This window comes from Veillonella sp. DNF00869, assembly GCF_001553345.1.
Taxonomy (GTDB): Bacteria; Bacillota; Negativicutes; order Veillonellales; family Veillonellaceae; genus F0422.
Map to the genome: position 1 here is coordinate 515,845 of NZ_KQ960771.1, position 12,451 is coordinate 528,295.

Genomic DNA, 12,451 nt, shown 5'->3' on the forward strand with positions numbered 1-12,451 from the left:
TACACTCTAAAAAAATTTTATATCTTTTCTTTCCTTATCTCCTGAAGTGTACGAAATTGATTCATATAATATGCTCATATCCCCATTCTTGCGTACTCGTTTCTCCTGTTTACCTATTTGTACATTGTTAACTTAGTTAAGTCCTATAGAAAATATTTATATAACCTTTACAAGATTCGCAATTAGGTATATTCTATAGAACGTATTACAAAAGGAGGAGTTATCCATGAATGCCCAATCGATACAAAATCAAGAAGAAACTCTATTTAATTCCGGGTTCATCAGTATTACTGTCATTAATTTTATTGTCTTTTTAGTGTACTACTGCTTTGTAGTTATCACTGCAAGCTATGCTACGAAAGAACTTCATTCCACCGTTGCGGAAGCAGGATTCGCTACTGGTATCTATATTATTGGTACCTTATTCGCTCGCCTTATCATGGGACAACGCTTAGAACTTATCGGCCGTAAAGAGGTACTTCGGTACGGAGCCATATTTTATTTTCTCACTACCCTGGCGTATCTCATTGCCAAAGATATTCTAATCTTGGATACAGTCCGTTTCCTAAACGGTTTTGCTTACGGTACTGTATCCACTGCAGCCAATGCGGTAGTCACTGCTTACATTCCAAAATCGAAAGATGGAGAAGGTATCAATTATTATGGTCTTAGCACTAGTTTAGCAGCGGCTATTGGCCCTTTCATTGGCATGATTTTATTACCTGCCGTTGGTTTTACTTGGATTATTTATTTAGCCGTCCTATTATCCATTGGTGTTGCCATCGCTTGTTTACGATTCCCTGTACAAAATTTAGTGCTATCCTCTACGGAAGCAGCCTCCATGACATCTTGGTCTATGAAGAATTTCATTGAACCACGTGTATCCTTCATCGCCTTTCTTGGATTCCTAATGGGCTTAGCCTATTCTAGCGTACTCGGGTTCCTTTCTATCTTTACCCATGAAATCGGTCTCATTACAGCAGGAGCCTTCTTCTTTGTGGTTTATGCCCTTGTGATTACCGTGACCCGTCCTATTGCAGGTCGTATCTTCGATGAACGTGGCGAAAATGCTGTCATGTATCCTAGCTATATATGTTTAACAATTGGTCTTTTACTCATCGCTTATAGCTTCAATGCAGCGTTACTACTTATCGCCGGAGCCTTTGTAGGCTTAGGTTATGGTACCTTTATGTCTAACGGACAAGCTATTTGCTTGAAAGCTGTAGAACCTGCCAAAATTGGGGTGGCTCTTTCCACCTATTTTATTGGTCTAGATCTTGGATTAGGCGTCGGACCTTATACATTAGGAATCTTACATGGCCTACTATCCTACAGCGGAATCTATATTGTATCTGCCATCATTCCAGTCATTGTCTTAGTACTCTATGCCTTCTATTATCGTCCTGTGAAAGAACAATCTATCTACGAAGAAGAGATGCCACAACATCAATAAGTATATACACATAAAAATTGCCATATACCCTATGCTATAACTTACATATGCATATCGGTATATGGCAATTTTATATTATTCTTTTTTTACAAATATACGAATTTTATTCGTCCTATCGATCAAATTAGTATCATTACACCAAAATTTAAGAGTATCATAGCCAATATATGTTTCTATATAAACTGTCCTCTCATTACTATAGATTATAGTACCTAACTCATCATAACAGTTTACGATAACCTCTAAATTACAATTAAATTTTCCATTCATGATTTCAAGTAAAATATAAAAAAATTGTGTGCTTCCTTTATTTACTTGTTGTATTCCATAGGACTGTACATCGATTTGAAAAAACTGAAATGTTTTTTCATTAATTTCAATAGCATTATATAATCGATCAACATCATTAACTGTATTCATAGTCCCTCCCTAAGCCCACTCATTATATGCTACTTACATTATAGTCCATTTAGACATAAAAAAATAGACCAACCGAAGTTGGTCTAAATGGTGCCGAGGACCGGAATCGAACCGGTACGGTTATCTCTAACCGACGGATTTTAAGTCCGTTGCGTCTGCCTGTTCCGCCACCCCGGCATGGGTGGAATGTTGTGGAGGCGGCACCCAGAATCGAACTGGGGAATAAAGGTTTTGCAGACCTCTGCCTTACCGCTTGGCTATGCCGCCAAAAAAGTGGAGCGGAAAACGAGATTCGAACTCGCGACCCCCGCCTTGGCAAGGCGGTGCTCTACCGCTGAGCTATTTCCGCAAATGGTGCCTCAGGGCAGAATCGAACTGCCGACACACGGATTTTCAGTCCGTTGCTCTACCGACTGAGCTACCGAGGCAAGTAGTGGCGACCCCGATCGGATTTGAACCGACGATCTTCGCCGTGACAGGGCGACATGTTAACCGCTACACCACGGGGCCATTTGACTACTTTGTTAGTATACCCTATTTCATATTTCTCGTCAATACTTTTTTATATTTTTTTATAAACATTTTTTATTTCTCTGAAATCAGTTGTACAAGCCATTTCATGCATTATGGGAGTACCTACAGATATGGATTAGTCGCTAATTCATATCTCAATGTAGTACTCGAACCATGTCCAGGATATATCACATAAGACGGGTCTAAAGTCATAATTTTTTGCAACGTCTTTTCCATAGCCTTTGAATCACCATTATAGGTATTCACTTTTCCTATAGTTCCCTTAAATAATGTATCTCCTGTAAACAAAATATGTTTATATCCAACAAATACACTACCTGCACTATGTCCAGGCACTTCCCATACGTTCAGAGAAAAGGATCCTATCTGTAAAGGTCCCTCTTCCAACGCAATGTATGGCGACGTAAACCGTTCTTTATACCCCGATGGCATGCGCCGTTTGACTAACAACAGTTCTTCATCCTTAGGATGCATGTATACAGGGATATGATACGCCTCTACTAGGGTATCCACAGCGCATATATGGTCTGCATGACCATGGGTCAACACAATACCTACCGGCACCATGTCCTGTAATTCTTTCATAATACGTTGACCGTGAAAGCCTGGATCAATAATAAGGGCGTATCCATTTTCTTTCAGAATATAACAATTTGTTTTATACAAGCCTTGAGGCGTTCTTACGATGTCCATCGAATCGTCTATATCCTTTTTCTTTCTTTGTAAAATATCCGCGCCAAAATCCTGGGTGTAATAGTACCAATAAGGTAAACAACTCTAACCGTCCTAATAACATATCAATAATACAAACTATCTTTGCAATAGGTGCCAATATGGTAAAACTTTCCGTAGGTCCTAATGAGCCAAATGCAAGGCCTACATTTCCTAGACTACCTGCAACTAATGGCAGCACATCTGCCAAGGGTAACCCTGTGGAAGAGATAATCACCGAGGAAATGCCAAAGATGAGCATATAAAGAAAAAAGAACTGTTGCGTAATTTGTAACCATTTATTAGGTAATACATAACCGTTGAGTCGTACCAATTGTACCATATCGGGATGAATAGCTTTTCGTAGATAGAGAATGCTACTTTTTGCCAAGATAATTATTCGTATGATTTTAAGTCCCCCTGCAGTTGAACCACTACAACCACCAAAGAACATTCCCATAAATAATACCATTTGCCCTAAGCTAGGCCATAAGTTATAATCTGCAATGGCAAATCCAGTCCCAGTCTGCATAGAAACAAGTGTAAAAATAGCATTTCGTAAATGTTCAATATTAGCATCTCCAGCTTCCCATACTAATGCAAATAATACTAAACTTGATCCAATTGCTAGAGTAATGAGATAAATTCTGTATTCAAAATCTCGCCAAATCTCTTTAATACCTCGTTGCCAGACAGATTGATAGACTGCAAAATTTCCACCCGCCAATATCATAAATACTACTAATATGATGCAGACCAAATAGGAATCAGCATATCTAAATGTACTGCCAGTAATTGGTGACAATCCACCTGTAGCTACCGTAGCAAAGGTAAAATTAAGTGCTTCAAATAAACCGATGCCACTTAGCCATAATAGAAAAGTACAAGTAAATGTAAATCCCAAATAAATTCTCAGCAAGTTCCCGGCCATAGATTGGATTCTTGGTAATACAACCCCAGGTCTTGGTACAGAAGCCTCTGCTTCAACTAATGGAGCTACTCCAGTCCCTAAATTACGCAAGAATGCTAACACTAAGACAATCATCCCCATACCACCAATCCAATTGGTAAGCCCCCTCCACAAAATAAAGGCTCTTGGTAAAGCACTTACATCATCAATCATGCTTGCCCCGGTAGTCGTTATACCTGACACAGACTCAAATAAAGCATCTACAAATTGCTCAAGTACTCCACTAAAATAAAAAGGCAACGCCGAAAATATAGAGGCCAGAATCCAAGTTGCACTCACTACTAGAAATCCATCTCGTACACTATACACATTCGTATTTGTTCCATAATGATATAATAGAAACCCTACTCCTCCTGCTATACATGATGTGATAAGAAACGAGTAGTAAAAAACCCCTTCATCTAATATACCAAAGAAAAAGGGAACCATAATGAAGGAAGCTAAAATGAGCATCACTTGTCCAACGACTCGCATAATATTTTGAATGCGCATGATTCCTTCTCCTTTCAAAATTTTATATCATTTATTAATATATGCTAATAAAGTATTAATATTTTCTGGCAATGTAAAGATAACTATATGATCTCCTTCCAGGAGCACTGTATCCCCTTTAGGAACAATGGTTTGATGCTCTCTAACAATAGCTCCCACTAATGATTTTCCTGGCAACTTTAGGTCTTTTAAATGTTTATTTATCAGTGATGTTTTTTCTGTAACTTCTATTTCCACAGCTTCAGCTTTAGACCCTTCGAAGGTAAAAATATTAATAAGATTTTCATCTTCTCGAATTAACCGTAAAATTTGCCCCGATGTTAATAATCTCGGTGAAAATGCTACGTCAATACCCACCTGCTCCATCAAAGTAATATATTCTAATCGCCCTACACGAACAAATGCTTTAGGCACCCCCATATGTTTCGCTAATAATGCCACTAATAAGTTCAATTTATCATCATCTGTTAAGCAAATGATAACATCATTATCGCTAATTTCCTCTGCTTCTAATAGGTCGATATCTGTGCCATCGCCATGAATGACAATAGACCGATCTACCATAGCGGCCAATTGTTCACAACGATCTAAATCTTTCTCGATAATCTTTACATCATACCCATCATTCTCTAGTAATACTGTTAGATTACGACCAATAAGACCAGCTCCAATAATAACCACCCTTTGCGTTGGTCTTGTTGTTTCATGCAACCAAGATTCTACCTCATCGATACTGTCAGTAGCACCTAGAAAAAATACATTATCCATATACTCTAGAGTACTGTCACCATGAGGAATAATCATTTCCCCACCACGGAGAATCCCTACTACGAGAACATTCGGTGGCAACGTTAAAGAGCGTAAAGGAATTCCCATAATATCATGATTATTACGAATTTTAAATTCTACTAACCGCACGGCTCCGCTAGCAAATTCTTCAACATCTAATGCAGCTGGCGTTTTTAGAATTTTATAAATTTCTTGAGCCGTTACCATTTCTGGATTTATAAAAAGGTCTATTCCTAATCTCTCACGAATGAGTGCATTGGTATCATTTTCGTACTCTGTTTCCCGAACTCGAGCAATCGTCTTAGGAATACCTGCCGCTTTACCAAGCATACAAGCCAGCATATTAACTTCATCCGAATCCGTTACAGCAATAAGCATACCAATATCTTCGATTCCTATTTCTTGCAATAAGGCGATGCTACTACCATTCCCTTGCACTAAATTTACATCTAAATTATTTTCTAAATTTTTTATGCGATCTCCGTTTTTTTCAATGACATATACATCATGTTGGTCTTGCGCTAATCGCTGAGCCAAGGAGTACCCTACTTTACCAGCACCTACTACCACAATTTTCATGACCTATCCCCCTATTTGATTTCCTCTATAGTAGCCGATTGTTCATCCGCCTCTAGTAAAGTGGCTTGCCCTTTCTCTGTTAATAGGGTCCATCCATCTTCTTGCACAATGAATCCTGCTTTCATCAGATGTCCTAAGGCACGTTTAAAAGCGGCCTTGCTGATGTTGAATTTATCTTTAATGATAGGTGTCGACGTACTATCACCATAAGGCATACGTCCATGACGACTACCTAAATAGGTCATAATTTTTGCACCATCCGTAGCCAATGCCTCTTCTTTGACCGGGCGCATAGAAATATTGATACGTCCATCATCACGCTTAAAGGTAATACGGCCTTCAATAAGTTCCCCTACTTTTAAAGATCGTGTCATTTCACTACGATGCATGAACGCAATCCATCGTTCAGGGGTAATTAAGAATGCCCCTTCGCTGGTCATGTTATAAATGGCACCTTTCACCATGCTCCCTATTTTAGCATCTGTAGCAGGTTTTGAAGCACGCCGCATCGCATCATCCACATCCATGGATACAGCTAAACGACCTGACTTATCACTATAGAGACGAACCCAAACTTTTTCACCATTTTGAGGGCGACCACGCATTTCTGCATGGGGCATAAAAATCCCCCGTTCTGTTCCTACTTCTACGAAACAGCCAAAGTTTGTCGTATTGATAACCTCAACATAACCAATTTGACCTTCCTTCATAGCTGGTAAACGCATACTCGCTGTCAAGCGGCCTTTGGGATCTTTGTATAGAAACACTGTCACTTCATCGCCAATCGCAACGGAACTAGTTTGTTGGTCTTTATGCAACAAAATATCGTCATTCGTATTGCCTGTTTGACCATCTAAAAAAGACCCTTGATCACTTTGACGCAATACCTTTAGCGTAGCAATAGTATTTTCTGATAAAGTACTAGCCATATTAGACTCCTTCAAAGGATTCTCTTGGTGCATCCTTCCACAATTCTTCTAAGCCATAGAAATGGCGGTATTCACCTGTAAATACGTGGGCAATGACATCACCAAAATCAAGTAAAATCCAATCTCCTTCACGATATCCTTCGCGATGTAATACGGTCATACCTTGCTCTGCACCGGCATCTTCAATGGCATCAGCTACACTTTGTGCATGTTTCACATTGTTTGCTGTAATCACTAAGAAATAATCTCCTAACATGGTAAGACCTTCCATATCCATAATGGAAATGTCTTCTCCCTTTTTATCATATCCAGCTTGTGCTAAGATTTTTACTGTTCCTAAAATATCTTGTTTCTGTTTCATTCTAACTCCTTATCTTGTTGTGGGACTCCCTGGTTCTGATTTTTCTGTATCCATAGACTTATCTTCTTTCGTAGCTTTAGTCTGTTTTTCAGCATCTTTTAAAGAATCATCAGCACTATCTTTTCCAATACCTTTTGGAGTATCTCCAATCACTGGAATCACTTCAGCATCACTTGGAATATCTCCCACAGTAATTCCTACCAATTGTTGTAATTCTATAGGCTCTACATTCCAATAGTCTACATGATCAATTGTTTCTGGTGACCCTGGTAAAATATACCACCGCACTTTATCTTTAGGAAAGTCAATCACTTTTGTGATAAACCGAACACCATCCCATGTACTAATATTAGTACTAATATGACTCCATTGTCGCCACACTCGAAAAGCGGTTCCCAAGCTAACGTGATTTCGTTCTCTCTCCCACATAGTCTTTAATAATCGTTCTTGATGCATAGTCCTTGCTAATGTATCACCTTCTTGATTGACGTATCTCATATATCCAAAGGCGGTATCATTAGTCATATCTTGGTACCCTTGATGAATGTTGATATCCACTTCACCAGAAGCTGCATCTCGATGTACCATAGATTGCTCCACATATAGGCTTGGAGTTCCAAAAATGTTCATCATAGACTGGAAACTCTCTTGATCTACCACTGCATAATAGGGGATAACTATATGAAACATATCTTCCACTACGGCTTTCGTTAATTCTATTCCACCTTGTGCATACATATCATTAATTCGTTGCGGTGTATCACTGTGACGGTTAATTATTTTACTATTACTCGGTATACCAATAATCTGCAAAGTTTTTGCATCCATATTGAAAGCTATCACATACAAAGCATCTGCTTGCTGTGGTTGACTTTTATCAACGCCAACAAGCAACATATAGGATGTTTTAATGGAGCTCATATCCATAGGTATTGTATTAGTCACAACCGGCAATGGATGCGACTCTTGACTAGTAGTACTCGGTTGAGATACAGCACTCACTGCACTACGTATTCCCCATACTAGAAGGCCTACAAAAACTACTAATAAAATTAGGGCCCCTATAATGCGTCCCCATCGCAGTCCATGTCGGCGCGGCTTTCGTCGTATATTTCGCTCCATTTATGTATCCGACCTTTCTAACAATACACTATTTCTACCTCGAATCGTATCTACATGTATACTTAACCCTTGATCAAGCAAATGACGTATCGTTCCATCATAGGCGCGAATCACAGCAGCGTTCAAATCTTTAAATGCTAACGCACGTAGTTCTTCCACACCAGGAAAATCACGATTTGGTTCAATATAATCAGCTAAAAAAATAATCTTATCTAATAAGCTCATATGGGTACTCCCTAATGTATGAACTCGAATAGCCTCGCAAATCGATTCATCTTGAATCTGCAACTCTAACTTAGCATAGGCTGCCGCTGCAGGTCCATGTAGTAATGCCCCGTTGTTAAGCATTTCTGAATCCACCGCTATCTGTGCATCCATCACCATTGCTTGCATTTCTTGTAAAGGTCTTTCTTTCATAGCATCATGCAATACAGCTGCCACTTCTGCTTTCTCTATAGAAACACCATAATGATTGGCTAATCGTCTTGCCATATCTAGCACACCTAATGTATGAGCAAATCGTTTTGGTGAAAGCCGGACTTTCACAACATTTTGTAAATTTTCTATTGTTGTTATATCTTTCACAAGCCTATACCTTTCTAGGGTTATCCATAAAACAAGCATCAACCTAACAACAAATACCCTTATGTATTATATATTTTATGTTCCTTAATGTATTGATACACCAATTTAGGTAACATGTATCGTGTAGATAATCCATACCGCAGTCGGCGACGCAATTCCGTAGCAGATAACTTCATTTCTGGCACCTCTAATATGTGAATACGACCGCCTCGTTGAGCAAGCCATTCGATACTTTCACCAATATCAGCAGTGGCACCAGGGCGGATAGCCCCAATAAACTCACACATATCTAAGAGCTGTTCAATATATTTCCAGGTTGGTAAATTCTGAATCGTATCCGTGCCGGCAATAAAGAAAAATTCCGTATCTGATCCATACAAATCATGAAAATATCGCAATGTATCAATGGTATAAGATTTCCCATCCCGCCGCATCTCTACATCAGAAACTACAAAATTAGGATTATCCAATACTGCTACACGTACCATTTCTAAGCGATATTTCGCCTCAATCACATCCGATTCCTTATGAGGAGGTTCCTTAGCAGGCACAAAAATTACCCGATTCAAATCAAATGCTTCTGATGCCATTTCTGCAATCATAAGATGGCCCAAATGAATCGGATTAAAAGTGCCACCCAAAACACCAACTCTCTTTTTCTTATCTACCATGTAACCACGCCCCTATACACACTAGAGATACAATACCTAGTATGACTATTACGATTCCGTAGGACTTCCATTCATAAGCTCCTTTGGGAGACTTCATATAATGAAAGTAAGCTTTTACATCTGCTAATTTCATCGTACCTGTCCATGGCCAAAGACAAAATATTTATAGCTTGTCAACGCATCTAGTCCCATAGGTCCTCGAGCATGGAGTTTTTGTGTACTAATGCCAATCTCAGCCCCTAAGCCAAATTCAAAACCATCTGTAAATCGTGTAGATGCATTCACATAAACTGTGGAAGCATCCACTAAGTTCATAAATCGCTCTGCCTCGGTTGGGTCTTCTGTAATAATCATTTCAGAATGTTTTGTACCAAATGTATTGATATGAGTAATAGCATCATCAATGGAAGATACCACTTTGAAATTCACAATATAGTCATTATATTCTGTAGCCCAATTATCCTCTGTGCCAGGTTTCACCTGAGAAGACAAGCTTTGAATTTGTGTATCCCCATAGATGGCAACACCTTTTTCTTCTAACATAGATACAATCTTAGGCCCTAAATCTTGCAGTCTTGCTTCATGTAACAAAATTGTTTCCATCGCATTACATACAGATGGTCGTGACAATTTTGCATTTTCCAATACCTGTAATGTCATCGTTTCATCAGCAGATACATCCACATAGCCATGAACAACACCACTCCCTGTTTCTATAACAGGAATTTTACTGTTATTCACGACAAATTGAATCAATCCTGCTCCACCACGTGGAATCATCACATCAATCCATTTGCGTTGTGCTAACAATTCACCTACAGCTTCTCTCTCAAGAATAGACACTAATTGAACTAGCTCTTTCGGAGCTCCACACTGCTCTAAAGAACCTTGCATAATATGTACCATCGCCTCACTCGTATGGTATGCCTCTTTTCCTCCGCGAAGAATGATCGCATTGCCTGTCTTAATGGCTAAGGCAGCTGCATCCACTGTCACATTAGGGCGAGCTTCATAAATCATGCCAATAACTCCGATAGGGATTTGCCGTTTTTCAATACGCAAGCCATTGTCTAAGGTTCTACTTTCTAACACAGTACCAATGGGGTCATGCAAATGAGCCACTTGACGAACACCTTCACAAATACCTTCGATGCGCTCCTTCGTCAAACGAAGGCGATCCATCATCACAGATGGAACTCCATTCTCTTTAGCTTGGGAACAATCGATAGTATTCGCTTCTAAAATCATTGGTATAGCATTTTCCAAATCATAAGCAATCTGTTCCAAGATACGATTCTTATCTTCTGTACTTAGCACTTGTCCTACCATAGAAGCTGACCGTGCTGCTTTGCCTAAATTTTCAAAATATGCAGTATATGGATTCATAATTTACTCCTGTCGTAAGACAACTAAGTTATCTCGATGCACCACTACATGATAGGTATCACGAACACCTAGTATAGTAGGAATATCCTGTGATTTACGTCCTTTAATCTTTAACAAGTCAGATAGATTAAAGTTCACAATACCGCGGGCAATTTCTTCTCCACCGTGAACAATAGATATGGTATCCCCTTCTTCAAATTGTCCTTCACCAGATAGAATACCTACCGGTAAAACACTAGATCCATTGGTGAGTAATGCATCACGGCATCCTTTATCTACATGAATGGTACCTTGTAAACGTGTGCCAAATGCCATCCAGCGCTTTTTAATTTGCGGTACATCTCGATGAGGCCAAAAATGCGTGCCTCGTTCTTCTCCATTCATAATAGCTTTAATACTATCTGGATGGTCACCAGAGGCGATAATCATATGAACTCCAGAGTTCGTTGCAATATGAGCAGCTTGAATCTTCGTATACATACCACCAGTGCCCAAAGAAGACCCTGCACCACCAGAAATTTCATAAATGTACGGAGTAAGAGCCTCTACTTCATGGATTAATGTAGCATTTGGGTCTGTAGACGGATTCGCTGTATATAGGCCTTCAATATCCGATAAAATAATCAATGCATCTGCATCAATAATGCTAGCAATATTAGCAGATAATGTATCATTATCACCAATTTTAAACTCATCGATAGCCACTACATCATTTTCATTGATAATAGGAATAACTCCTAATCCAATGAGGGCCGTCAATGTATTCCGTAAATTAAGATAATGACTACGTTTCACCGTATCTTCACGGGTTACAAGAATTTGTCCTACCGTATGTCCATATTCAGCGAATAGTTTTTCATACATATGTAACAAGATTCCTTGTCCCACAGAGGCTGCGGCTTGTTTTAAAGCAATGTCATCGGGTCTTGATGTAAATCTCAATGAGGGAAGACCAGCAGCAGTAGCCCCAGAAGAAACTAAAATCATTTCTTTTCCTGCATTAGCTAAATTGCAAATTTGTCGGACCAACACTTCAATTTTATCAATGTTGATGCGTCCATTTGCATGGGTTAGTGAACTTGTTCCTACTTTCACAATCACTCGTTTCGCCTGTCGTAACTCTTCTCTCATCGCTTCACCTCATATGGATTGATTATCTTGGCAACTCAATTTTTGGATCTTTTGCTTTTTTATACAACACACCGTTATGTCCGATGATTTGTACTAACTCTGCTCCTAACATATCCGCTAAGTGAGGCAAAATTTCTCTTGGATCTTCCAAGCAGTTATTTAACACTTTTACTTTAATTAACTCACGTTTTGTAATGGCAGCTCGTGCACTGTCGATAACAGGATTTTCCAATCCTCCTTTACCAATCATCACAACCGCCGGCATAGTACTTGCTAAGGCACGTAAATATCGCTTTTGTTTACCTGTCATTCTATCTC

Annotated in this window: 13 protein-coding genes and 5 tRNA genes; 1 reads left to right on the forward strand and 17 read right to left on the reverse strand. The window is 39.2% G+C overall.

Going from position 1 to position 12,451, the window contains the following annotated elements; all coding sequences use genetic code 11:
- Positions 1-226: 226 nt before the first annotated feature.
- Positions 227-1,453: an MFS transporter gene (locus tag HMPREF3032_RS06655; RefSeq protein ID WP_062403290.1), complete on the forward strand. Its 1,227-nt coding sequence runs from the start codon at positions 227-229 to the stop codon at positions 1,451-1,453.
- Between the two features lie 75 nt (positions 1,454-1,528).
- Here HMPREF3032_RS06655 and HMPREF3032_RS06660 read toward each other — a convergent pair whose 3' ends face one another.
- The 17 genes from HMPREF3032_RS06660 to yhbY all read right to left on the reverse strand — a co-directional run bounded on the left by HMPREF3032_RS06660 (position 1,529) and on the right by yhbY (position 12,443).
- The gene (locus tag HMPREF3032_RS06660) at positions 1,529-1,873 is read right to left on the reverse strand and encodes a hypothetical protein (protein WP_062403293.1); all 345 of its coding nucleotides are present in this window, start codon (positions 1,871-1,873) and stop codon (positions 1,529-1,531) included.
- An 88-nt stretch (positions 1,874-1,961) separates the two neighbouring features.
- Positions 1,962-2,050: transfer RNA gene (locus tag HMPREF3032_RS06665), tRNA-Leu, on the reverse strand.
- 15 nt (positions 2,051-2,065) lie between these two features.
- Positions 2,066-2,140, reverse strand: a tRNA-Cys gene (locus HMPREF3032_RS06670).
- Between the two features lie 7 nt (positions 2,141-2,147).
- Positions 2,148-2,222, reverse strand: a tRNA-Gly gene (locus HMPREF3032_RS06675).
- A 3-nt stretch (positions 2,223-2,225) separates the two neighbouring features.
- A tRNA-Phe gene (locus tag HMPREF3032_RS06680) sits at positions 2,226-2,301 on the reverse strand.
- 6 nt (positions 2,302-2,307) lie between these two features.
- Positions 2,308-2,383: transfer RNA gene (locus HMPREF3032_RS06685), tRNA-Asp, on the reverse strand.
- Between the two features lie 126 nt (positions 2,384-2,509).
- On the reverse strand, positions 2,510-3,100 hold the full coding sequence (locus tag HMPREF3032_RS06690) for an MBL fold metallo-hydrolase (RefSeq protein WP_062403296.1): 591 nt from the start codon (positions 3,098-3,100) through the stop codon (positions 2,510-2,512).
- Positions 3,066-4,580: a TrkH family potassium uptake protein gene (locus HMPREF3032_RS06695; RefSeq protein ID WP_062403299.1), complete on the reverse strand. Its 1,515-nt coding sequence runs from the start codon at positions 4,578-4,580 to the stop codon at positions 3,066-3,068. The genes HMPREF3032_RS06690 and HMPREF3032_RS06695 overlap by 35 nt, the downstream gene beginning before the upstream one ends.
- Before the next feature lie 27 nt (positions 4,581-4,607).
- On the reverse strand, positions 4,608-5,948 hold the full coding sequence (trkA, locus tag HMPREF3032_RS06700; RefSeq protein ID WP_062403301.1) for a Trk system potassium transporter TrkA: 1,341 nt from the start codon (positions 5,946-5,948) through the stop codon (positions 4,608-4,610).
- Between the two features lie 11 nt (positions 5,949-5,959).
- Positions 5,960-6,877, reverse strand: a complete 918-nt coding sequence (locus tag HMPREF3032_RS06705) for a CvfB family protein (protein WP_062403305.1) — start codon at positions 6,875-6,877, stop codon at positions 5,960-5,962.
- Between the two features lies 1 nt (position 6,878).
- Entirely contained in the window at positions 6,879-7,238 is a 360-nt protein-coding gene (gene rsfS / locus HMPREF3032_RS06710; protein WP_062403308.1) for a ribosome silencing factor, read from the reverse strand.
- A gap of 9 nt (positions 7,239-7,247) precedes the next feature.
- Positions 7,248-8,360: an LCP family protein gene (locus HMPREF3032_RS06715; RefSeq protein WP_062403311.1), complete on the reverse strand. Its 1,113-nt coding sequence runs from the start codon at positions 8,358-8,360 to the stop codon at positions 7,248-7,250.
- Positions 8,361-8,945 (reverse strand): bis(5'-nucleosyl)-tetraphosphatase (symmetrical) YqeK, encoded by a 585-nt coding sequence (yqeK, locus tag HMPREF3032_RS06720; protein ID WP_231723413.1) that lies wholly within the window; start codon positions 8,943-8,945, stop codon positions 8,361-8,363.
- A 59-nt stretch (positions 8,946-9,004) separates the two neighbouring features.
- Entirely contained in the window at positions 9,005-9,616 is a 612-nt protein-coding gene (gene nadD / locus HMPREF3032_RS06725; RefSeq protein ID WP_062403317.1) for a nicotinate-nucleotide adenylyltransferase, read from the reverse strand.
- 129 nt (positions 9,617-9,745) lie between these two features.
- Positions 9,746-11,002, reverse strand: a complete 1,257-nt coding sequence (locus tag HMPREF3032_RS06730) for a glutamate-5-semialdehyde dehydrogenase (RefSeq protein ID WP_062403321.1) — start codon at positions 11,000-11,002, stop codon at positions 9,746-9,748.
- 3 nt (positions 11,003-11,005) lie between these two features.
- Positions 11,006-12,133 (reverse strand): glutamate 5-kinase, encoded by a 1,128-nt coding sequence (gene proB, locus HMPREF3032_RS06735; protein ID WP_062403324.1) that lies wholly within the window; start codon positions 12,131-12,133, stop codon positions 11,006-11,008.
- Positions 12,134-12,155: 22 nt separating this feature from the next.
- Positions 12,156-12,443 (reverse strand): ribosome assembly RNA-binding protein YhbY, encoded by a 288-nt coding sequence (gene yhbY, locus HMPREF3032_RS06740; protein ID WP_062403327.1) that lies wholly within the window; start codon positions 12,441-12,443, stop codon positions 12,156-12,158.
- Between the last annotated feature and the right edge of the window lie 8 nt (positions 12,444-12,451).